This window comes from Vibrio sp. R10-SG3-ISO10 (assembly GCF_059834185.1).
Genome location: NZ_JCBDHG010000022.1, coordinates 877,696 through 899,784 on the forward strand (window position 1 = coordinate 877,696; position 22,089 = coordinate 899,784).

Sequence of the window (22,089 nt, forward strand, 5' to 3'; positions counted from 1 at the left end):
ATCGGGTACAATCCGCGCAAACTCAGTCATTATTAGAGGCACCATCATGGCGAATACGGCGCATGCACTTCATATTTTAGTGAAGCACAAAGAGCAAGCAGAAGACATTATCAAGCAGCTTAAGAAAGGCGCAAAATTCCAGACTCTCGCGAAGAAATACTCAACATGCCCATCGGGTAAAAAGGGTGGTGACTTAGGAGAATTTCGTAAAGGTCAGATGGTTCCACAGTTCGACAAAGTATGCTTCTCTGGCGAAACATTGGTTCCTCATCTAGTGAAAACCAAGTTCGGTTGGCATGTCGTAAAAGTGCTTTATCGTACCTAGTCAGTGTGTGCTGATTTATAGAGATTTTAAAAATGGCCAAGGTAATGACCTTGGCCATTTTGTTCGCGTTTAGTTTGCTTTTGGAGTGAATGTTTGGGTGCTGCGGTCTTGCTCTGCAACAGCTTCAATTTTCTTACCGTTTGCTGCTAGGTCACGAACATAATCGATAAAGGTCTCTGTATAGAGCTTTAGCGTATTTTCGTATTTCGACTTATCAGCAGAGACTTCACCAAAGGTAATGTAGCCATCTTTACCACCCGCGATGTAATCGTTGGTCACGACAATCAACTCTCTGTCGTTGCTCAATTTAGACCAACTGCCATCTCCTTTAGCTTTGACTTCTACATTGTGAACGCGCTGTCCTTGTGGGCGGTTAAAGTCAACGTCATATCGAATACCCGCAGCGTAAGGGTAGGCACCATCTGAACCTTTAGCGCTGTTATCGACGTATTCTGCGTAAGCTTTGTCTACGGCTTCATTCAGTACCTTCTTAACCTCCGCTCCTGTCATTTGTAGGTTCACCATAGTGTTACTAAATGGCAGCACTTTTGTTGCTCCCGCTACGGTGAACTTACCTTGAGGAATGTTTGCACGAGCGCCACCACCGTTTTGAATCGCAACATCGGCACGTTTGGTTTGGGCTAAGAATGCTTGCGCTACAAGGTCGGCCACTTGAGAGCCGTGAAGGTTAGTGTGTGTATCACAGCCGTCTGCACCATTGTGCTTTTGTTGACCGGGAACGCGCTCATAACACAGTAGCTCAGAAGATTGTGCAATCTCTTGATCCTTCATAACATCGAGCTTTTGTGTAAAGGCGGATAAGGTTTGTTGTGTTGCCGCGTCGGGTTTAACTTGAATAAGATTAGGCTGGGCTTCTACATCAGCCAACACTGCGGCCAATTCGGCACCTTCAAGTGTTTGCTTTTTACCATTTTCGTCTTTGCGTTTGAACTCGGAACCGATCAATAGATGCGGTGTACCATTACAAGCAGCGACTTTGCCTTTACCATCAAAAGAAACCGACAACTCACCAAGAATCTGTGAGTATTGCCATGCTTGAGCGACACACACTTGGTCGCCATCTTTGTTCGTCATTAATGTCGGGTAAGCTCCTTCACTCTTTAAGCCTACAGCAGCGAAATCGCCCAATAGAGTATGTGAGTCACCACCGATGATGACGTCTACATCAGTAAGAGCCTCTGCAAGCTGGAGGTCGTTCGAGTATTGATAGTGAGTCAATAGCACGATATTCGACACGCCTTTAGCAACTAGCTCGTCGATGTACTTTTGTGCCGTTTCAACTTCGTTCAAGAACTGAGTGGTTTCATCTGGGTTCGATGAGTTCATTGTCTTGTCAGCAATATCAATACCGACGATACCAATCTGATGCTCACCATATTGTTTTACCATGTATGGCTTAAAGTAGTCGTTGGCAGAGTTCATTGCGAGAGGAGACACGCCTTGCTTTGGAATCACGTTAGCTGCTAGTACTTCTGTCTCTTTTGAGCACTCACCCTCATTCATCCAATCTAAGAACTGTGCTAGCCCTGCATCACCATCATCAAATTCATGGTTACCAAGTGCAAAAGCATCAAAGCAAGCGTGATTCATCATCGCAGCATCGGCTTCACCTTTAAATAGCGCGTAGTAAAGCGTGCCAGAGATGGCGTCACCGGCATGAAGCTTTAACACGTTCTCGTTTGCTTCTGTACGCTGATTTAGAGCGCTAATCAGTGCCGGAAATCCACCCACTTGAGTGTAAGTCGATTGACCCGCTAGTTTGAGTTTCTGCGTGGAAGGCTCTAAATGAGAGTGATGATCGTTGATATGTAAAATCGTTAGGTCGAATGGCGTTTCATTCGAAGTTTGTGTTGTACACCCTGAAGCAACCACTGCTGACAGGAAGGCTAGTGCCAATGGGCTATATTTCATTGTTCGTCCCTATAAATGAGTGCATGAGAAGAAAACTTGATCTTCGGCTTACGATTATAGGATTTATATGAAATACATCTTATCTTGCATGCAATAATGCGAATGATATCGTTTGGTTATGTTATAACGTATCAATAATCGTGATGTTCATCATTATTCGACTTTATAGCTTGTACTACTGACTAGCAAAATAGGCGGCAATATCTTTGAGATCTTGGTCATTGAGCCGAGAAAGCTGCGCTTTCATCATGTCTGCTAACGCGCCTGAGCGATGTCCATCTTGATAATCTTTCATAGATTGATACAAGTACTGAGCATTCTGGCCTTTTAGATGCGGATAAGCAGGGTTGAATGCTATGCCATCAGAACCATGGCAGAAGACGCAACTTGGCGCTTTGACTTTTCCAAGTTCAGCGTTACCGAAATCGTTGTTTGCTAATGCGATGGAAGGGAGAGCTAATAGTAGTAGAAGGATGCGTTTCATAGATACATCTCGATCAATATGGCTACGCAAAAGAATAAAGCTTCCCCTAGGGGGAAGCTCAAGTGAGATTATTTGATGTATTGCGCAAGTTTACTCAGTAATAGGTCGATATCTGCGCTTGAGACGTCTTTGTGAGTCACGAAACGAATCGGGTTGCCCGGTGACACAGTGATTCCGTCTTCAGCTAGCTGGTTTGCAATCTTGTTGATTTCGATACTGTCATCAAATTTAGCAAAGACGATATTAGTTTGAACGAAATCAGGGTTAACATGGAAACCGTCTAATGCACTAAGCCCTAGCGCTAGCTTCTTGGCGTTTTGATGGTCAACATTCAGTTGTGTGACTTGTTCAGTTAATGCCAGTTTGCCTGCCGCTGCCAAAATACCAGCTTGGCGCATGCCGCCCCCCACCATTTTACGCAGCCTGCGAGCTTTGGCGATAAAGGCTTTGCTGCCAAGAAGGAGAGAGCCGATGGGCGCACACAATCCTTTTGATAGACAGATGGTCATGGAATCGAAGTGTTGAGCAATCTCTTTGACGTCAACATCGAGCGCGACTGCAGCGTTATATACGCGAGCACCATCTAGGTGAAGTGACAAGCCATGTTGATTGACGAATTCTCTTGCTTCTGCCAAGTAGGAGAGTGGCAGCACCTTACCATTAATGGTGTTTTCTAAGCTTAATAACTTAGTGCGGGCAAAGTGTGAATCGTCAGGCTTAATGGCGGCTTTGAGTTTCGCAAAATCTAACGTGCCATCTGGGTTGTTTTCGATCGGTTGAGGCTGGATAGAACCTAACACCGCAGCGCCTCCAGCTTCGTACTTATAGTTGTGGGCTTGTTGACCACATAGATATTCATCGCCGCGTTCACAGTGAGCCATAAGACCGAGTAAGTTGGCTTGAGTGCCAGAAGTCGTAAATAGCGCCGCTTCAAATCCGTGTCGCTCGGCTGCCCACTGCTCTAGTTCGTTTACGGTTGGGTCGTCACCATACACATCATCGCCTACAAGTGCTTCGGCCATTGCTTTGCGCATTGCCTCGGTAGGCTTAGTTACCGTATCTGAACGAAAATCCATAATCTTGTCTCCTATATATATCCACACAGCTTTGCTTTGCTTAAACACGCGATAGTTTTCGCATCGGTGATCTCACCATAAATGATTTTTTGTTCGAGTTGTTCTACTGATAATGAGAGTACGTCGATGACTTCATCTTCATCGCATTGGTAACGTTTGGTTTGGGTTAACTGTTTTGCAACGAACAGATATTGGATTTCGTCACAAAAACCCGCAAGAGGCGTTACTTGTCCTAGAGATACCATGCTTTTAGCACTGTAACCAGTCTCTTCTTCAAGCTCTCGGTGCGCGCAGAGCTCAATCGGTTCGTCTGACTCCAACGTTCCCGCAGGTAATTCTAATAACCACTTCTTAAGAGATGGGCGGTATTGATTGATAACAATGATGTGACCATTTTCATCAATAGGCAAAATCACCGCTGCACCAGGGTGAGATATCGTCGTATGCGCGATTTTTTTACCGTTGGGTAGGAGGATTGATTCTTCGATAAGAGAGATGCGTTTCCATGAATGGATCGTCTTAGTTGTGTTTTCCATTTGATTCTTATTGTTAGTCCTAGCTTAAGACAGGAGTTACCTTACAGCCTCAATCCCCGTAGATAAAGCGCATTCTCGTCGATACCTCACAAAATCCCATACGCTATAGGTGATAGAACTCTCAAAAGTGCAAACATTGTTTTCAACGAGTTACGCAAAAACTGCATCTGATATAAAGATTTGTCCAAACTTCAAATTACGCTTGTAACAGAGTGATAACAAATGTATAAAATTATACATACATGCCATCAGGTTAACCTTAGGAGAGCGCGAAATGATTAGCCCAAATCGAGTGTCTCACTCACAAAAAGCGTTGCTCTCAGAACGAATCAATAAATTGGCGCAAGCCTTATCTGACGGTGTCTACGAGCGCGAAGAAACCATCAAACTTTGTTTGCTCGCAGCTTTGGCGGGTGAAAGTGTTTTCTTATTAGGTCCTCCGGGGATCGCAAAAAGTCTTATTGCAAAGCGCCTTATCCAAGCTTTTGATAACTCCTCTTACTTTGAATATTTAATGACTCGCTTTTCTACCCCAGAAGAAGTGTTTGGTCCGCTTAGCATTCAAGAACTCAAAGATAATGGTCGCTATGTACGTTTAACAGAGGGCTACTTGCCAACGGCGCAAGTGGTTTTTCTTGACGAGATCTGGAAAGCAGGTCCAGCAATTCTTAATACGCTGTTAACGGTTGTTAACGAAAAAACGTTTAAAAATGGTAGCGATATTGAGCGTGTACCAATGAGGCTGTTGGTCTCTGCATCTAACGAACTGCCAGATGAAGATAGTGGTCTAGAAGCCTTATATGACCGCATGCTAGTGCGTGTGTTCGTCAACCGAATTCAAAATAAGCAGAACTTCAAATCTATGCTGACGGTGGGTACGGCGCAAGAAGCTAAAATTCCGGAAGGCTTAGCGATTACAGATGAAGAGTATCATCAGTGGCAATCTGAAATCGAACAGCTTGAACTGTCTGATGCAGTCTTTGAAAAGTTGTATGAGCTGAAGAGTCTGCTAGAGAGCGCTGCCACGGCAGCCAGTGGTGTTGAAGCAGAAGACACTGATATGTATGTCTCTGATCGTCGTTGGAAGAAGGCGGTTAAACTGCTTAAAGCGAGCGCCTATTTTAATGGTCGTGATGCAATCAATCCGCTAGACCTTTTATTACTGCAAGATTGCTTGTGGAACAGCCCTGAATCACGCGACATAGTTCGTAGTGTGATTAAGCAGTTTGCTCTCAACCATGCGTTTGACCAGCAAGATGTTGAACAGCAAATCACTCTCTGCCGTGAAGAGTTAAGTGACATTCAGGATGAACTAGAGTCTGAACTGAGCGTTATGCTGTCGATGGAGTCCACCACTGGACTATTGAAAAAGCAGCAGATCAATAGTTACGACATCTCTGATGCAAAAAGCTACAAGGTAGGCAGCACCTTTGACCTTGTGAAACTTGTCCTGCTGCAAAGCAATATGTCTGTCACTGAATCTGAGAAGGGCGATAGCCGATGGGTGTACGTTCCTAAGAATGAACTGGAGCGTGTAATCAAAGAGGGTCATGGTGACGTCTATGGTTATGTAAACCAAAACACCAACATGTGCCGCTTTAGGTTCGATGTTGATGCTGCCAACAACTTAGTGATCAAAGATATTGCCAATCGGGGTGTGTTGGTTTCGATTGTGACTGACAAAGGGCTAGATGCATCATTATTCCAAGAGTGGTTTACCAAATCAGAGCAGGCTATGGCTCAGTTAGAGCTTGCAGAGCATCACTTGCGTAAGGTTCGTTCTGATTTCCATGGTGCATTGCCGCACGGCTTCATTGAACAAGAACTGCCAAGGGCGATGGAAGCAAGCTTACAGAACCTTCAGCATGTGTTGGAATCGACGAAAACTGAATGTGAACGTACGGTTTTCCGCTTTAAGCATTTAGACGAGTTCTTCTCTTAAGGGGCCAGTATGTTAGGAGCAGACGGTTTAAACTTAGCGCTAGCCATTGCTGAATCAGGAATCATTGATACAGCAGTGAATGACCTAATGGCTCGCTCGCAAGTAATGGCCATGGCAGAAAATCGCGGTGTGAAAACCTCGGTGAAAAACCATCTGCTTAAATGGCGCGGCAGTGTGAAAAAGCGCATCACCAAAGTATGTGAAACGGAACGTTTTCAGCAAGAACTCGCCCTTTATCAAGAAGTGATTCACTGGGATGAAGCGCGATTTTTTGAAGAAATCCCTGAAGTTCTGAAAAAACTAGAGTGGCACTCTGCTTTTTACTTACAAGCGCGTCGACTGCTTGAAAAGAACAAAGGGCTGAGTAACCCAATGTTCCCACATTACTTCTGCGATCAATGGTATCAAAGCCTTTCTGATGCGATTCGACAAGCGCAGGTATCAGAGCTTGAAGCTAACAAAGAAAAGCTTCTTAAAGATCTCTATCAACGCATGGAAACGATGAAAAGCATGGATAGAGTCACGGAAGAAGGTGACGAAGGCAGTGTTGGCCGCCTTTGGGATATGGCATCAGCCAAGTTGAGTCAATCTGATCTTACGGTTATGAAGCGCCATGCTGAGTTCTTAAAGAAAAACAAAGGGCTACAAGAGATCAGTGAAAAACTTGGTCGCATGGCGAGTCAAGTGAACGATCCTGATCTTAATCGTGCCCCTGTTGAAGAGCCGCAAATGGTGGAAGAGAAGGCCGATGAAGCGACTGACGATATTGTCGGTATTCATGAAAGCGATGATCTGAACAAGCTACTTCCAAACGAAACCATGTTTTTGGCATACCCTGAACTTGAGGTAGTGTTCTATAAACACCTCGTCGATAAGCGCTTGATGAACTATCGTATGCAGGGCAAATCAAGAACGTTACGTAAGGTTCGTGCGCAGCAACCTGATAACAAAGACGCAGAGGTTGAAAAAGGGCCTTTCATTATTTGTGTCGATGCCTCTGGCTCTATGACGGGGTTTCCTGAGCAATGTGCAAAGGCAATGGCTTACGCGTTAATGCAAATTGCTTTGGCTGAAGACCGTGATTGTTACGTTATGCTGTTCTCTACCGAACAGATTACCTATGAGTTAACTAAACAAGACGGGTTGCGTGAAGCGAGTGATTTCTTAAGCTACAACTTCCACGGTGGTACGGACATTGCGCCGGTTATCATGAAGTCGATTGACTTGATGTGTGGTGATAAGTACAAGAATGCCGATTTAGTGGTGATTTCTGATTTTATTGCACCTAAGCAGTCAGATGAGATGATCGCCAAAGTAGATGAGCTAAAAGCGCGTAAGAACCGTTTTCATGCCATTAGCTTGTCAAAGTATGGTAACCCAGAGTTGATGGCCATGTTTGACCACAGCTGGGCATATCATCCCAACTTAGTTGGGCGACTAATGAAGAAATGGTAAATGTGAGATACAAAAAAAGGAGCTCGTTGAGCTCCTTTTTTTGTACTTAGCTTAGATCGCCAATGGCATCTCGTTGGAAGGATCTTTTTTTCGGTAAACGCGAATTAAACCAATTAATGCTAATACCGACATCATTAACATCAGTACCCCAAGTGGCATTTGATCGGGTGCTGGGATTAATGACGCACCTAGCGTCGCTAATCCTGCGCCTAGGTTTTGCATTCCTCCTAATACCGCGCCACCTGTGCCTGCGTGGTAAGGTAGTGGAGATAGTGCGCCTGTCGTTGCTGCAGGAAACAAAATACCAGCACCTAAGAAGTAAACGGTCGCACCGCCAATTAAGCTTAGCGCATTAGTATGTCCAAGCAGGCCAGGTAGCAAGATGACCAATGACCCGAGCATGATTGCGACTAAGCCTACCGTAAGAGCGCTTTTCTCGTTACGTTTACTGGCGATGTAGCTTGATAGACCTGCACCTACCAAATAACCAGGGATTGGTAGTACGAACAGCAGGCTCACTATTGTCGCAGGAAGTTGTAAAACTCCACCGAGTAGAACACCTGCTGCAGCTTCAAAAATCGCAATACCAGAAAAAGTGGCTACCAAGCAGATTAAATAGCCTTGAAAGCGACGGTCTGACAGAACATAACGGTAACTGCTCGTTACTTTCTCATAGCGACGTTTTTCACGTGGTAATGTTTCCATAAAGCTGGTCATCATAGTAATGACAACGGCAATGCCAAACAGAGCCAAGAACAAGTAGCTAGAGCGCCAGCCAAACATTTCGGTTAGGTAGCCGCCAAGTACTGGTGCAATTAGTGGTGAGAAAATCACACACATGCTAATCAGGCTGTTTACTTTGTGCAGCTCAGCGCCTTCAAACAGATCGCGAGTCAATGTACGTGACATCGCACCTCCGCAACCAATGCCGAGACCTTGGATAAAGCTACCCGCTAGAAACCAATCGTAGCTATGAGCAAACAAAGCAACGATAGTACCGACAATATAAATCAGCAAGCCAACAACGATGATCGGTTTACGTCCTAATCTGTCTGACAATGGGCCGTAGATAAACTGCGAAAATCCGTAAGGGATCAAGTAGCACGCCATCACAGCTTGCAGGGCGGCAGGCGTCACTAAAAACTCACTCGCCATATGACCAATGGAAGGCACATACATGGTTTGAGTCATTTGACCAACAGCAGTCAAAATTGCGATCAGGAAGGTTAACTTAATCACTTGAGAAGACGCAGACATTTCTACAACACCTAAATTCAAAGCGCAAAAAACACTAACTTTGAGTAAACAAAGCTAATCATTAAAGTAAACAAAGGGAACTATCAGGCGCGAGATATTAGAGTGAGTTGGCGAGTCTGGCAATCGAAAAGTGTGATCTTAAGCAAGATAAAAATTTTGATTATGGATTAGAAAAACTTATCCAAATTTATATGCTATCAAAGCTGCGTTTTATGCAGTCGGCAGCTTAGATAAGCACTTGCGGCATAAGCAAGTATCGGTTTTTGGCAGATCTGACGTATCGCGTTTTTCAATATCAAAACACCAGCAAGTTGACTTACCTTGGCTGATGTCACATTGAGCAGGCTGATGGCATGAGGGGCAGTTATGCGTGGAAGTTTTACCGCTCAGGTTTGCCATCACTTGATCGCGCTCTTGATCAGAAAGATGGCGCCAGTTAACAATCTCATCCACCGTGCGATGACATCCACTACAGATCCCTTCGTTATTTTTACAGGCAGCGATACAAGGTGTTTTCAATGTCTGATTCCACTATAGCTAAGTAAGTGCAGGACTATACCGAGTTAAGACCACAACATCAAAAATAACCACTTAGTTGGATTACTTAACCCCCGACTTAAATGATGGCGGTTGATATTGCAGCGATGTGTCTTTTTTCATCAGTATGTTGCTCGCAATTAAACTCCCTACACAAATAAGACTCAGCGCTAGCCAGCTTAATGGCGAAGGGTGCTCATTGAAAACAGGGATCGCAAGCAGAGTTGCAACCGCTGGGGTTGCTGCGCCAAATGCGGCGGTGCGCTCAGCCCCTAAGACTGATATAGCATGAAGGTAAGTAAAAGCCGCGATTAAACCTGCCCCAACGCCTTGCAGCATGATGTGCCCACCTAGCTCTCTCCATGGCCACTCAGTAGGGTTGTGTTGGTAAAGGTAACTGTCGAGCACACCAGTAAAAATGAGGCCGCACAGAACGATCATGGACATCAGAGAGACAAGCCCAGAAGCCGCTAAAGGGTTTAGGTTTGAGACACGGGCACAAATCGTGAAAATTGCCCACATTGCGCTGCCGATAAGAAACAGCATCTGACCTTGCAGTAAATCTGAATGAGCATTGCCAACACTTTGCATCAGAAAGGTGACGATACCACCAATCACAAGCGCTAATCCAAAAAGTCGGTGAGTACTGAGTGGCTGCTTAAAAAGCAATACTGCTATTCCAGACACAAAAAGCGGGAGTGTGCCGGGGATAAGGGCACTGCCATCAGATACTGGAGCGAATTTCATTCCCGTACCAGCGATCAGGAGGTAAGGTAAGCCGCTACCTATGAACATACCGAGAAGGTAGTGTTTAGGTACCGCAAGGATCGCCTCTCTGGCTTTGTAAACGAGGGGTAGCAACACGACACAAGGAATGATAAAGCGCGTGAGCGCGATATCGGCTGTGAGCAGTTCTGAGTGCGCTCCACTTCTCAGTGAAAGGAAGAAACCAGACCAAAGTAATAGCGTGGCAATCATTGCCAAATATCCAGAAAGCATATCCATATGTGACCAAAATTAAACTTGTGAATATTATGAGACGTAATGGGAGGCGAAATCTGGCAATATTTGTCACCATATCGAGTGATATTGGCTGAATCAGTCAAATATCTTAGAGTATTAGCTAGAAAAAGGCGCAAAGGTTATGGATCGAATTGATAAGCACATCTTACGTTTGCTTCAACAAGATGCTCGTCAGTCTACGGCAGATATCGCTGACAAGGTTGGTTTGTCCGCTTCGCCTTGCGCGAGAAGAATTAAGCGACTTGAAGAGTCAGGAATCATCGCTAATTATCGTGCAAGCCTGAACAAAGATCTTATTGGTGTTGGTATGACGGTGTTTGTTGAGGTGAGCTTAAACAACCACCAAGCGTCGAGTATTGATGATTTTGAGCAAGCGGTACAAGAAATGGACGAGGTGATTAGCTGCCATGTCGTTTCTGGAGCTTATGACTACCTTTTAGAAGTGGTAAGTCATGATTTAGCAGGATATGAGTCTTTCACTCGTAAGTTGCAGCGTTTAGAAAACGTCAAAGACATACACACCCATTTGGCGATTCGCCAAGTCAAAGGGGGGAGTGAGCTGCCAATTTTTAGCGGAGGTTAGCGCGCCCAGATATTTCAATTTCACGTTGTTCAAATTGCGCCGACATGGAGGGCGTATAGTATGACACCTTGTCGCGCCCTAGACGTTTTGACTCGTATAACGCTAAGTCTGCACGTTTCATCCATTCACGAATTTCTGTAAAAGGTTCGGATTCAGCTACGCCTACGCTGATGGTTATCCCTGTAGAGTTAGCATGAACAGTATGCCTGATTTCTTTGGCGATATAGTTCATGATCTCTTCGGTAAGAAGCCGATCTTTTCCATGAAAAATAAGAAGAAATTCATCCCCGCCTAAACGAAACAGCTTATCCGACGGCCCCATATAGCGATTGAAGGTTTTAACAATCACCATTAGCACTCGGTCTCCTACGTCATGGCCATAGCGGTCATTGATGTACTTAAATCGATCGACGTCCACGATGGCTATGGTGGAAGTGGAGTAGTGCTCAACCGCGTCTTCAAGGGAGCTGTTTAGTTCATGACGATTAAATGCGCCAGTCATAGGGTCACGGACGAGTAAGTTATGCATGTCAGCCTGTAGTTTACGTACGGCTCCAACAACCACGTGAACCAACATCGCCGTGACAATCAAAGAGATGACGTAACGAGCGGTAATCCCATGGTCAACATGGAGTGTCGCTGCGTAGCCTGAAGCAATAATGATAATTGCGTTGGAAATGATGGCTTCACGTTTTGGCAGAAGAAAAATGATACCGATAACGACTGGGTAAAGCCAATACGTCCCCAGTGTACCGAAAATAGCAACGGTTAAGATCGCGGATATGATGAGTAGAGAAAGCGGTAGGTAATAACTAAAAAACGTCTGCTTATTGTAAACAATGGCAGTGACTTCGAGTAACAGAGAAATTTCAAAGGCGAGCAGCACAATACCTAGCATCAACTCGCCAATCATAATGTTCTTAATGCCGAGTGGTACGAACACGAGTAGCGTTATAGTGGCGATAACCTTTAGCAACTGTTTTTGTTGCGTTAAGTCGAGTATCGCCTCGTCATGTTGCTTATGTAATGTATCACTCTTACCCATTACATCCTCTTTGACTGCTAGTTAGAGTTTATTATTGTTGTTCAATAAACGTATGCTCAAAGCAGGATGAAAGCAAATTTCTGGGTGGTTATTCAGGTTTAGTAATGCTACCCAATTCGAGGACAGGAGCCACGTCAATATCTTCCGCATTCATCATTGAAGAGATACGTTGAACCGAAGAGAGCAGAAGCGATTGCTCCCATTCTTCTAAACGCTGGAATTTGGTAATAAAGCTTTGCTGTAGTGGGGTTGGGGCTTCTAGCAATAGAGCTTGCCCTTTTTCAGTTAAGTACGCATGAACTTTACGCTTATCTTTGACACTACGCACTCGCTGTACAAGCCCATTGCGTTCTAAGCGATCGAGAATGGTTGTCGCCGTCGCTTGACTCATGTTGGTGTGGTCCGAAAGTTGACGAATGGTTACTTCACCTAGCTCTTTAATCGAACGCATTAGGATAAGTTGAGGGCCAGTAAGACCAGACTCTTTACTGAGTTTTTTTGAGTGTAAATCGATCGCTCGAATGATTTGGCGGATCGAGATCAGAACTTCTTCGTGCTTTTCCAATGCGTTTCCTTGGTTGGTCGAGAGTTGATGGAAAAAAGTAGGCGAAAAATACCTGAAAAAATCGACGAAAAAAAGTCTCAATTATCACAATTTTTCACACTGTTTTTGCCCTCTCTTGTTTATGGTTTAGTGTACTTATTTAGTACTCAAACAGTATTGAATTTTGAGTGTAACTCAAATTGATTAATATCCAATCGTTCAGGTCACCATTTTCCTAAATTGTGGCGAAAAAACAGCTTATTACTGGCACAAAACGACAAGAAGCGTACAATATTGGGAGCTGTATCAGATTGCATTGTTACAAAAATCAATTTTAACTCTAATGATTTAAGAGTGATTTGCTGATACACATTAAGGATCAGATGCTAGAGAGGAATGATGACTAAAGGCATAGATAAGTACAGTATCGACAGTACCGACTATACAATCGGTCAAGATAATGTACAGAAATGGGGATTCGATGTGCACAATCCAGTATTTGGCTGGAGTGCAGGTTTGATTGCAGTATTTTTGATTGCAGTTCTGGTTATGGATGCAGAGTCTGCTAAAGCGACTCTGGATGGAATTAAGTGGCAGATTATAGGTAGCTTTGACTGGTTGTTTATCTGGTCGGGGAACATCTTCGTTATCTTCTGCTTAGCTTTGATAGTTTCACCTCTAGGTAAGATTCGCCTAGGTGGTACTGACGCTACAGCTGACTACTCTTACCTTTCTTGGCTTTCAATGCTGTTTGCTGCAGGTATGGGCATTGGCCTAATGTTCTGGAGTGTCGCAGAGCCAGTAGCCTATTTTACTGGTTGGTATGAAACGCCACTTGGTGTCGAAGCAAATACGCCTGAAGCGGCTAAATTAGCGCTAGGTGCGACAATGTACCACTGGGGTCTGCACCCATGGGCAATTTACGGTGTAGTGGCATTATCGCTCGCTTTCTTTGCTTACAACAAAGGGTTACCACTTTCTATTCGCTCAATCTTTTATCCAATTCTGGGCGATCGCGCTTGGGGTTGGGCAGGTCATATTGTTGATATTCTTGCTGTACTGGCTACTTTGTTTGGTTTGGCAACGTCACTAGGCTTAGGTGCTCAACAAGCGGCAAGTGGTATCCACCATGTGTTCGGTATTGAGTCTGGTCTTGGGCTACAAATCGTCGTCATCACAGTAGTGACTTTGCTTGCGGTGGTTTCAGTACTTCGCGGTATTGATGGCGGTGTAAAGGTTATCAGTAACATCAACATGATTGTTGCTTTCCTACTGCTGATTTTGGTCGCACTGATTGGTTACGCAATGGTTGTAGGCAATATTGGTACGACACTAATGGCTTACTTGGAAAACCTAATACCACTAAGTAACCCGCACGGCCGTGAAGATGAAGCTTGGTTCCAAGGCTGGACAGTATTCTACTGGGCTTGGTGGATTTCTTGGTCACCATTCGTGGGTATGTTTATCGCACGTGTATCTAAAGGTCGTACAGTACGTGAATTCATCACGGCAGTATTGCTAGTGCCAACGGCAGTGACGCTACTTTGGATGTCGACATTCGGCGGTATGGCAATTGACCAAGTGATAAACGGTGTGGGTGAGTTAGGTTCTGAAGGTCTTACCGATGTATCACTGGCTATGTTCCAAATGTTCGATGTACTTCCGTTTGGTTCGATCCTATCTATCATTGCAGTAATCCTTGTTCTGGTATTCTTTATTACTTCATCGGATTCAGGTTCGTTGGTGATCGACAGTATTACCGCTGGTGGTAAGGTGGATGCGCCTGTGATTCAGCGTGTTTTCTGGGCATTCATGGAAGGTGCGATTGCAGTAGCTCTGCTATGGATTGGTGGCTCAGAGGCGGTTCAAGCGCTTCAAGCAGGTGCTATTTCAACAGCGTTGCCATTTACCTTCGTATTGCTATTGATGTGTGTCAGCTTGCTAATGGGTATGCGTACCGAGAAGCGATAAGCGCATTTATCATATTAAAACGAAAAAGGGACGATTATCGTCCCTTTTTTAATGTGTGTGCCGTCCTAAATCCATAGTTGACTGATAGGCATACTCCTATCGTAGTGATGGGCAATTTGTGCTTGCAGAAGTTCAGCTGTCGCCACCGCATCAGTCAATGCATGGTGTGGCGTGTAGAGCGGTAACCCATACCGAGAGCGACTTGCTCCTAGTCTTACTGATTCAGGCTTTTTACCTCTTATCTTGTTTAAAATCCCACCGCTGGCTTTTTGCTGTAGTTGGGTTTCAATGTGCATCGTGTCGACAACAGGAAACTCGATTCCCTCTCGAATTCGTGCATTGAGCGCCTTGTCGAAGAACTCTCTCTCGATTCGCTGGTAATGAACCACCATTACCTTTCCTGCCATCTGAGCGAGTATCTCTTCATAAACGCCAATCAGATCTGGGGCGTCCAGCACATCGCTGTGGGTAATGCCGTGAATGACCACCGACTCTTCGGCTAACTGCTTGCGAGGTTTGACAGTCCAGTGCTGTGCCTGATTGATAAAAATGCGATTGAGGTTAAAAGGCACCGTACCTATGGTAATGATGTCATCTTGATCGGAATCAAGCCCCGTTGTTTCGAAGTCCATAGCAAGAAACGTGACTTCTTCGAGTGGGGTCGAAGGGGCGGGCACTCCTGCTTGATAGTATTGCTTTAAAGCCTGGTTCTGCGCGACCTCTAACTTACGGCTGAACTTAGTTTGCCAGTCAATAGAGGGAGGAGACATAATCTTATTCAGCATAGCCACCTCACTTAAAGTTGTTGCTGGCTTGGTAACGGAACTTCAAGAAGTTTTGCGCGTTACTTAGGATCTGGAATGCGTCTTTTAAATTGCGTCTCTCAAAATCTGACAGGTTTTCCGGCTCAATGTTGTTATCAGGATCAATCTTGTTTTCAACGTCTAGTGCTTGGTGGCGAATTCGAACCATAGAAATAAATTCGAGTGCATCACTTAAGTCTCGAGCTTTACCTTTAGGTAGAATGCCTGCCTCGTGAATATCATCTAATCGCTCAAAAGAGTTCTTAGAGCGAGAGCCAACGGCGAGCGCATGCACACGAATCAAATCTGCGAGTGGCGCAGTTCCGCGACGTTTAAGATTGATGGAGTTCTTATGCTGACCATCTTTCTCCATAACGAAGTCTTTGAAGAAGCCGAGAGGTGGAGTGCGGTTCATAGCATTGCGGGCTAAGCAGGCGAGGAAGCGATTGTTCTTACGTGCACGGCGCACAATAAACCCATTGAGGTGCTCGGCCCATTTTAATCGACCATAAACACCGTCGAGGTCAAAAAATATCGAGGCGTTAAGTAGGGCTTTAGGGTTTGGGTCATCAATCCAATCAGCAAAACACTCTTCCCATTCGGTACGAGTCATACGCCAATCTGGATTGGTTGCCATAATGTCGCCGGTACAGTAGGTGTAACCGCATTTATCTAAACCATCACAGACAATTTTAGCGAGCTGAGCAAAGTAACTATCGTGTTGCTCTTTTACAAAGGTGTTATCAAGAATGATGGCATTGTCTTGATCGGTGACCAACAGTTGTTCGTCTCTACCCATCGAGCCGAGTGCAACAAAGCAGTATGGTACCGGTGGTTCACCAAGTTCTTCTTCTGCAAGTTCTATGATACGTTGTTTGAAGCTTCGACCTATCACCGACATCGCACTACCTACCATATGTGAGTTGGCGTCTTCATTTACTAAACGTACAAAACTGTCTTTTACTTGCTCTGAAAGGGTAGAAAGCTCTTCGACGGACTGTTGTTGGAAAATGGTACTGACTAGCAGTAGAGAGTTCTGAGATTCGTAACGGACAATATCCGTAGCCTCGATGATGCCAATCGGCTGTTTGTCTTTGAGGACAGGAAGATGATGGACGTTGTAACGCAGCATCGTCAGCATGGCTTCGTATACATAAGCGTTATGGTCGAGCGAAATGACTTCTGTGGTCATAACGGTAGATACATCATCGCTTGGGTCTAAGCCTTGGGCGAGGACCCGGGTACATAGGTCACGGTCAGTGATGATACCAACCAGTGGGTTGTTATCATCTTCATCGTCTTGAGCCACGTCTGGGTCGATGATCAACAGTGAAGAGACATTTTCTTCCGCCATCTTAATCGCTGCATTCTGAATGGATTCAGATTTCGGAATCGTTGGCGCTTCGCTGGTGAGCAGAGTTCTTACTTTGGACGTTGTCAGGTCGTTTTGTTCACTACTATTAGAGACGGTTTGGCGCAAACGAGCGGTATCTTCCACTTCAACGAAGTCAGCGAAAGTCTCATGCTCGTCATAGAGTTCTTGGAAGACTGTCTCAGGAATACAGTAGAGCAGAGTATCTTTTATCGCTTTGGCAGGGAAACGCACTTTGTTGTTTGTGAGTAGACCCATTTGACCAAACAAGGAACCCTCATCAAGACGGTTATAGAGCTCGCCTTTGCGTCGATAAACTTCAACAACACCGCTTCGTACCATATAGAGATCGTGAATTTCATCGCCAAAGTGGATGATAGGCGTATCTTCACGGTAGTAAGAAATCTCAACGTGCTTGGTGACATAGTTGAGTACATCGTCTTCGAGTTCGTCAAAAGGTGGGTGTTGGGATAGGAAATTTTTGATTTCCAATAACTCTGCTTCCATGAAAACATCCGGTCTGTTCGAGTAATGTTTCAATGGTACATGATCTTGTGGTGGACTGCATGGCTTGTCGAGTTTGCGCTAAAGAAAAGAGGCTAAGTTTTAACTACTTAGCCTCTTAGAGAATTCATTGGTCAATCGCGGTTAGCTTAAGCCAATAATATTGCCGTCATCATCGAGATCGAGATTCATAAACGCAGGCTTCTCTGGCAAGCCCGGCATCGTCATTACGTTGCCACAAAGCGCATAAACAAAGCCCGCACCCGCACACAGTCGTAACTCACGGATTGGCACATCGAAGCCAGAAGGCGCACCTTTAATGCTGCCATTGGTGGAAATAGACAGTGGTGTTTTTGCAAGGCAAACCGCTAAGTTGTCGAAGCCATGCTGTTTTAACTCATCAAGCTGTTTTCTTGCTTGGTAACTAAGAGTAATACCACATGCGCCATAACCTGCTTCAGCCACAGCCATTAGCTTCTCTTCGGTTGTTTGGCTAAATTGATACAGCGGCTTGAAGTGGGCTGTTTTGTCACACTGTGCGACGACTTTCTCAGCTAACTCTACTGTGCCTTCACCACCTTTGGCAAAGCCCTCACTGATAGCAACTTCAACATCATTTGGTAAAGCTTCAATCATGGCTTTTAGAGCTTGAAGCTCTTGGTCACTATCTTGAGGGAAACGGTTGATTGCAACAACCGCAGGCACGCCGTATTTGTTTACGTTGTTGATATGCCATTTTAAGTTATCGAATCCGGCAATGAGCGCCTTTTCGTCGTTCTCAAACAGCATTTCTGGTATTGCTTGGCCGGGCTTTAAATCGTACAGCCCTGAGTTAGCTTTTAAACCGCGTAAAGTGGCAACAATGACGGCACAATCTGGTGATTTATCTGACATCTGAGCTTTGATGTTACAGGCTTTCTCAAAACCCATATCAGAACCAAATCCACCTTCCGTTACGGTGAATTCACACAGTTTTGTCGCGATGTTGTCTGCGATAATAGACGAGTTACCGTGAGCAATATTTGCAAACGGGCCCGCATGGATAAGCGTTGGAACGCCTTCTAACGTCTGCATCAAGGTTGGCTCAATCGCTTCTTTCATGCTGACGGCCATGGCACCTGCGACCTGCAAATCTTCCGTGGTGATAGGTTTGCCATCGATATCGTATGCGACAACAATTCGGCCAATACGAGCACGAAGGTCTTTTAAGTCAGAAGCGAGCGCAAGAATTGCCATCAGCTCGGAAGCGGCAGATATGTCAAATCCATCTTGGCGTTCGAAGCCATTAATGGTCTTGTTCGCTTCGTTCATGCCGACCGTCACCATACGCAGTGCTCGGTCGTTGTGGTCCATGACACGTTTCCAGACAACGCGTTGAGGGTCAATTTTGAGGGCAGTTAATCCACTGCGCTGTTCAAAGTCTTTATAGCCTTGGCGTTGCTCATGATAGATACGTGCATCAATCGCAGCTGCAGCTAAGTTATGTGCTGCAGTAACGGCATGAATATCACCCGTCAGGTGAAGGTTTAATTCTTCCATTGGAGCGACCTGAGAGTAACCACCGCCAGCCGCACCTCCTTTGACACCAAAAACAGGGCCCATTGAAGGCTGGCGTATACAGGCCATAACGGAGCGATTAAGTTTGGCGATGCCTTGAGATAAGCCAATCGTAGTAACCGTTTTTCCTTCGCCAAGTGGAGTAGGGGTTATTGCAGTCACCAATACGAGTTTTCCGGTGACGTTGTTTTGCAAGCGCGCTAAGCTTTCTAAAGTCACTTTAGCCTTGTATTTTCCCTGGCTATGGAATTCATTTGCATGCAGACCAGCACGCTCAGCAACTTGGGAAATTGGCATTAGTTTAGTATCGCGACAGATCTCAATATCAGACAGCATAAAACCCTCAAAATAGGCACATAAAAAGTGAGGCAATCGTTTGCGTGCAAATGATAGCGATTAAAATTGCTTTGTAAAGCGCTGTTTATAGAGGAGTGAATTATACGTGTGTAATGGGCGATGGGCAAAAGAAAGCCCCATGTAAATTACGATGGGGCGTTTTCGTTAGTACCAGTCATCATCAGGGATTATTTTCCCTTCAGGAGCATAAGGATCATCATCGAAAGGATGTTCAGCCTTGTTCCTAAGGCTATCAAGCTGATGTTCAAGCATCTGTACGGTGTCGTAATCACCTTCTGAGCAGGCAACATAAATTTGTTGTTCCAAAGCTCTAATGCTGTCATTGATACCCATAGTCACCTCCCTGAGCGTGTCATGCGCAGTTGAACGGTTCTACCTATTCTCAAATCTATTGTAGTCAAGCAGGCCAAATTCGATAGGTTGATCCTCTTGATACCATGCGTGAATTTTATCGCTAAACGGCCAAAATTGGTCTGAACTACGACGAATTGCAAAGGTATCCAACAGCTTAACGTAATCTTCCTCGCTCGAAATATTTTTCAACATTTCGACCAGTTTTGGCACTTGCTGTTCTTTAAGGGATAGATACGCAGCTGGGTAGCTACCGATCACTCCACGAACCAAAGTAAGATCATCATTGGTCGGATCGCGGTTACTTTCCTCATCAAATAGACTAGAGATGTTGGTATGAGCATTATTGTGCAACAAGGTGTAGAGCTGATCTTTACCGTTATCAGACTCAATCATTAACATCATTATCTGAGGCAGATAGATAAGCCCTTTGCCTTTGATCTTATCTATACTGCGCAGCAGTTGCTCATTTTCAAGCTTCATTCCTGTTTGTTCGATTTTGAAGCGATTAGTCAGCACAGGAGCAAGTTGAGTCTGTAAAATATCGTATAGCTCAGCTTTTGGATCGTCTGTTTGATACGGCACTTGTGTAGGTTGATCAAACGGCTTAACGTTGCGTTGTAAGAAGTCACTAAGCTGAGCACTTTGGTCTTTGTACCAGCTTGAGTGTTCTTTATGGCGCATATCTCTAGGCAGTAGGGCAACGAAATTACTTTCACCTTCAAGGCGTAAGAAATCCATAAACATCCTCGTCATTAACTGATGTCCGAAGTTGCCGTACACATCGAATCCAGCGACAAGTAAATAGTGGATGCGCTCGATGAGAGCATAATCCAACACCCAAGCTGTTTTGGGCGGTGTGCCGACTAAGCCTTGAACAACAGATGCACTATCAAAGTGCCTGAATACTGTAAGGGCTGCGTTCTGATTCGTTCCTTCTCCTGTCCAAATGACATCCGTGGTTAAATGTTTGCCATCTTTAAACCACTGGTTGATAAAGTCAGATTTTGCCTGTAAATAACGTGCTTGCTGCCTTGAGTAAGAGACCCAGTTGGTGATAGGTAAGGTATTGCTTTCAAGCTCTCCTGGCAGTTTTAAGTTGTCAGCTTGGGTATGATAAAACTCGTTTACTTCAGGGATATCCGCTTTGTCTGGGTCTAAAAAGAACACCCAGAAGCGGTCATTGATGACATTTAGCGCTAACTGCCCACGACAAACTGGTCCTTTAATAAAGGCATTGATCGTATTCTGCGAATTGTCGAGCATGAACTTGAAGCGAGCTTTAACTGGTAGGTCAATAAATGCTGTCATCGGGTTTGCAGCAACATCAGGGGTATAACCTGGAAGCTTAGCGACATCGTAATCGGCGTCGATAAACCACTCTTTCCAATCGTTGATTCGGTCTTCGTTCAAAGCGAATGGCATATGGGTCTTGTCAACAATGGTGCCTTGCTCGGGTATCAATCGGTAGTAAACGCGAGAAATGCCTGGATCATCGTATGGTCTTCGGGTCGCAATACGTTTTACAGGTTGACCGGGCGGTGTACTTGAACGCACTAGAGTGAAAAAGCGTGGATGCTGTTCGTTTAAGTCGGAAAAGTATAAATGTGACAAGAACAAATGCTCGTATATGTAGCGAGCAGTAAGTTGAACCTTACGAGGGCTTTTGTTGAGTAGTGTTTCATATTCACTGACTAACTGTGCTTGAGCTGAAGTCAAAGGTAGAGGCTGATTCATTGTCGCGCCATCTTGAAGCCAACTTATTAACGTGGAGTATTCGTTGGAAGCGAGGTTTGGCATTCCATAAGGCATACCCCAAGTCGGGTAGTCTTGTAAGTATTGGTCATACTCTTCAATTGTCGGGCAAACTTGAGAGCGATCAACCGAAAAGTCAAAGCCTTCGAGTTGAGCTTGATCTGGAAGAGGGTGGGCCTCTTTTTGCATTAGCATACGAGCGACAAGCCCTGCCTCTAAATTAGCTGTTGGGTTTTGTACGCGTTCGTTAAGTATTGGGTTAAAGCCGAGCTCGCGCCACTCTTGGGTGGTTTGAGCATCTTCAAATAGTCGATGAGGTGTGGCTGCTGTAAGACGAGTGCCTTGATAAATCAGCTCTTTGCTCGCGCCACGGTCAATGCCTTCAACCGATGACATTTTTAGTTGGCAAGGAGCATCGTAACAAGCGTGGCAGACTACACAGCGTTTATCGAGAATAGGTTTAACCTCGGCAAGGAAGAAATCACTCTCCGAGCTATTCAAATCAGTTCGGCGCTCTTGCACGCTAGGCTCGCCAAATAACTGGTCGTAATTTAGCCCAGCATAGGTGGCACAACCGGCAAAAGTTAATACGACTGCCATCATTAAAAAAGTACGTAAATTCATCTGGATACTTGTACTGACTATTCGATGGACTAATTGCAGCAGATGGTTTCAATAAT

19 protein-coding genes are annotated in these 22,089 nt (G+C 44.9%); 5 read left to right on the plus strand and 14 right to left on the minus strand.

Annotation, left to right across the window (positions count from 1 at the left end; all coding sequences use genetic code 11):
- Positions 1-46 precede the first annotated feature (46 nt).
- Entirely contained in the window at positions 47-325 is a 279-nt protein-coding gene (gene ppiC, locus AC6R16_RS17545) for a peptidylprolyl isomerase PpiC (protein WP_038201315.1), read from the plus strand.
- Between the two features lie 69 nt (positions 326-394).
- On the opposite strand, the gene AC6R16_RS17550 is transcribed toward ppiC, so the two are convergent.
- The 4 genes from AC6R16_RS17550 to AC6R16_RS17565 form a co-directional block, all read right to left on the minus strand.
- A complete protein-coding gene (locus AC6R16_RS17550) occupies positions 395-2,257 on the minus strand; it encodes a 5'-nucleotidase C-terminal domain-containing protein (protein ID WP_500675231.1) in 1,863 nt (620 codons plus the stop codon).
- Positions 2,258-2,432: 175 nt separating this feature from the next.
- On the minus strand, positions 2,433-2,741 hold the full coding sequence (locus AC6R16_RS17555; RefSeq protein ID WP_500675232.1) for a c-type cytochrome: 309 nt from the start codon (positions 2,739-2,741) through the stop codon (positions 2,433-2,435).
- Between the two features lie 68 nt (positions 2,742-2,809).
- The gene (gene ltaE / locus AC6R16_RS17560; protein WP_500675233.1) at positions 2,810-3,817 is read right to left on the minus strand and encodes a low-specificity L-threonine aldolase; all 1,008 of its coding nucleotides are present in this window, start codon (positions 3,815-3,817) and stop codon (positions 2,810-2,812) included.
- A gap of 11 nt (positions 3,818-3,828) precedes the next feature.
- A complete protein-coding gene (locus AC6R16_RS17565; RefSeq protein WP_500675234.1) occupies positions 3,829-4,353 on the minus strand; it encodes an NUDIX hydrolase in 525 nt (174 codons plus the stop codon).
- Positions 4,354-4,627: 274 nt separating this feature from the next.
- Between AC6R16_RS17565 and AC6R16_RS17570 the strand changes: the two genes are divergently transcribed.
- A complete protein-coding gene (locus AC6R16_RS17570) occupies positions 4,628-6,295 on the plus strand; it encodes an ATPase RavA domain-containing protein (RefSeq protein WP_500675235.1) in 1,668 nt (555 codons plus the stop codon).
- 9 nt (positions 6,296-6,304) lie between these two features.
- The gene (gene viaA, locus AC6R16_RS17575) at positions 6,305-7,750 is read left to right on the plus strand and encodes an ATPase RavA stimulator ViaA (RefSeq protein ID WP_500640290.1); all 1,446 of its coding nucleotides are present in this window, start codon (positions 6,305-6,307) and stop codon (positions 7,748-7,750) included.
- A 51-nt stretch (positions 7,751-7,801) separates the two neighbouring features.
- On the opposite strand, the gene emrD is transcribed toward viaA, so the two are convergent.
- The 3 genes from emrD to AC6R16_RS17590 form a co-directional block, all read right to left on the minus strand.
- Positions 7,802-9,007, minus strand: coding sequence for a multidrug efflux MFS transporter EmrD (gene emrD / locus AC6R16_RS17580; RefSeq protein ID WP_500675236.1), 1,206 nt, complete (start codon positions 9,005-9,007; stop codon positions 7,802-7,804).
- 210 nt (positions 9,008-9,217) lie between these two features.
- Positions 9,218-9,526 carry a cysteine-rich CWC family protein gene (locus tag AC6R16_RS17585; RefSeq protein WP_500640288.1) on the minus strand — a complete coding sequence of 103 codons (309 nt, stop codon included), beginning with the start codon at positions 9,524-9,526 and terminating at the stop codon, positions 9,218-9,220.
- Positions 9,527-9,607: 81 nt separating this feature from the next.
- Complete coding sequence (locus AC6R16_RS17590) at positions 9,608-10,522, minus strand: DMT family transporter (RefSeq protein WP_500675237.1); 915 nt, start codon at positions 10,520-10,522, stop codon at positions 9,608-9,610.
- Between the two features lie 166 nt (positions 10,523-10,688).
- Here AC6R16_RS17590 and AC6R16_RS17595 point away from each other — a divergent pair, with 166 nt between their 5' ends.
- Positions 10,689-11,150 carry an Lrp/AsnC family transcriptional regulator gene (locus AC6R16_RS17595; protein ID WP_069668246.1) on the plus strand — a complete coding sequence of 154 codons (462 nt, stop codon included), beginning with the start codon at positions 10,689-10,691 and terminating at the stop codon, positions 11,148-11,150.
- Here the strand turns inward: AC6R16_RS17595 and AC6R16_RS17600 are convergent.
- On the minus strand, positions 11,137-12,195 hold the full coding sequence (locus AC6R16_RS17600) for a GGDEF domain-containing protein (protein ID WP_500675238.1): 1,059 nt from the start codon (positions 12,193-12,195) through the stop codon (positions 11,137-11,139). The genes AC6R16_RS17595 and AC6R16_RS17600 overlap by 14 nt on opposite strands.
- 88 nt (positions 12,196-12,283) lie before the next feature.
- Positions 12,284-12,760 (minus strand): MarR family winged helix-turn-helix transcriptional regulator, encoded by a 477-nt coding sequence (locus tag AC6R16_RS17605; protein WP_500640286.1) that lies wholly within the window; start codon positions 12,758-12,760, stop codon positions 12,284-12,286.
- A gap of 378 nt (positions 12,761-13,138) precedes the next feature.
- Here AC6R16_RS17605 and AC6R16_RS17610 point away from each other — a divergent pair, with 378 nt between their 5' ends.
- Positions 13,139-14,710: a BCCT family transporter gene (locus AC6R16_RS17610; protein ID WP_500675239.1), complete on the plus strand. Its 1,572-nt coding sequence runs from the start codon at positions 13,139-13,141 to the stop codon at positions 14,708-14,710.
- A gap of 65 nt (positions 14,711-14,775) precedes the next feature.
- Here the strand turns inward: AC6R16_RS17610 and AC6R16_RS17615 are convergent, their stop codons facing one another.
- From AC6R16_RS17615 to AC6R16_RS17635, 5 genes are all read right to left on the minus strand, one after another.
- Complete coding sequence (locus tag AC6R16_RS17615; protein WP_500675240.1) at positions 14,776-15,495, minus strand: 3'-5' exonuclease; 720 nt, start codon at positions 15,493-15,495, stop codon at positions 14,776-14,778.
- Between the two features lie 7 nt (positions 15,496-15,502).
- Positions 15,503-17,392 (minus strand): DUF294 nucleotidyltransferase-like domain-containing protein, encoded by a 1,890-nt coding sequence (locus tag AC6R16_RS17620; RefSeq protein ID WP_500675241.1) that lies wholly within the window; start codon positions 17,390-17,392, stop codon positions 15,503-15,505.
- A 141-nt stretch (positions 17,393-17,533) separates the two neighbouring features.
- Positions 17,534-19,282, minus strand: coding sequence for a formate--tetrahydrofolate ligase (locus AC6R16_RS17625; RefSeq protein WP_500675242.1), 1,749 nt, complete (start codon positions 19,280-19,282; stop codon positions 17,534-17,536).
- Positions 19,283-19,447: 165 nt separating this feature from the next.
- Complete coding sequence (locus AC6R16_RS17630) at positions 19,448-19,636, minus strand: hypothetical protein (RefSeq protein WP_239852971.1); 189 nt, start codon at positions 19,634-19,636, stop codon at positions 19,448-19,450.
- A 39-nt stretch (positions 19,637-19,675) separates the two neighbouring features.
- On the minus strand, positions 19,676-22,033 hold the full coding sequence (locus AC6R16_RS17635; RefSeq protein WP_500675243.1) for a fatty acid cis/trans isomerase: 2,358 nt from the start codon (positions 22,031-22,033) through the stop codon (positions 19,676-19,678).
- Positions 22,034-22,089 lie beyond the last annotated feature (56 nt).

Excerpts from the sequence above, each read along its gene's own strand:
- ppiC (WP_038201315.1), top strand. The coding sequence starts at position 47 with ATGGCGAATACGGCGCATGCACTTCATATTTTAGTGAAGCACAAAGAG.
- AC6R16_RS17550 (WP_500675231.1), bottom strand. The coding sequence starts at position 2,257 with ATGAAATATAGCCCATTGGCACTAGCCTTCCTGTCAGCAGTGGTTGCT.
- AC6R16_RS17555 (WP_500675232.1), bottom strand. The coding sequence starts at position 2,741 with ATGAAACGCATCCTTCTACTACTATTAGCTCTCCCTTCCATCGCATTA.
- ltaE (WP_500675233.1), bottom strand. The coding sequence starts at position 3,817 with ATGGATTTTCGTTCAGATACGGTAACTAAGCCTACCGAGGCAATGCGC.
- AC6R16_RS17565 (WP_500675234.1), bottom strand. The coding sequence starts at position 4,353 with ATGGAAAACACAACTAAGACGATCCATTCATGGAAACGCATCTCTCTT.
- AC6R16_RS17570 (WP_500675235.1), top strand. The coding sequence starts at position 4,628 with ATGATTAGCCCAAATCGAGTGTCTCACTCACAAAAAGCGTTGCTCTCA.
- viaA (WP_500640290.1), top strand. The coding sequence starts at position 6,305 with ATGTTAGGAGCAGACGGTTTAAACTTAGCGCTAGCCATTGCTGAATCA.
- emrD (WP_500675236.1), bottom strand. The coding sequence starts at position 9,007 with ATGTCTGCGTCTTCTCAAGTGATTAAGTTAACCTTCCTGATCGCAATT.
- AC6R16_RS17590 (WP_500675237.1), bottom strand. The coding sequence starts at position 10,522 with ATGATTGCCACGCTATTACTTTGGTCTGGTTTCTTCCTTTCACTGAGA.
- AC6R16_RS17595 (WP_069668246.1), top strand. The coding sequence starts at position 10,689 with ATGGATCGAATTGATAAGCACATCTTACGTTTGCTTCAACAAGATGCT.
- AC6R16_RS17600 (WP_500675238.1), bottom strand. The coding sequence starts at position 12,195 with ATGGGTAAGAGTGATACATTACATAAGCAACATGACGAGGCGATACTC.
- AC6R16_RS17610 (WP_500675239.1), top strand. The coding sequence starts at position 13,139 with ATGACTAAAGGCATAGATAAGTACAGTATCGACAGTACCGACTATACA.
- AC6R16_RS17615 (WP_500675240.1), bottom strand. The coding sequence starts at position 15,495 with ATGCTGAATAAGATTATGTCTCCTCCCTCTATTGACTGGCAAACTAAG.
- AC6R16_RS17620 (WP_500675241.1), bottom strand. The coding sequence starts at position 17,392 with ATGGAAGCAGAGTTATTGGAAATCAAAAATTTCCTATCCCAACACCCA.
- AC6R16_RS17625 (WP_500675242.1), bottom strand. The coding sequence starts at position 19,282 with ATGCTGTCTGATATTGAGATCTGTCGCGATACTAAACTAATGCCAATT.
- AC6R16_RS17630 (WP_239852971.1), bottom strand. The coding sequence starts at position 19,636 with ATGGGTATCAATGACAGCATTAGAGCTTTGGAACAACAAATTTATGTT.
- AC6R16_RS17635 (WP_500675243.1), bottom strand. The coding sequence starts at position 22,033 with ATGAATTTACGTACTTTTTTAATGATGGCAGTCGTATTAACTTTTGCC.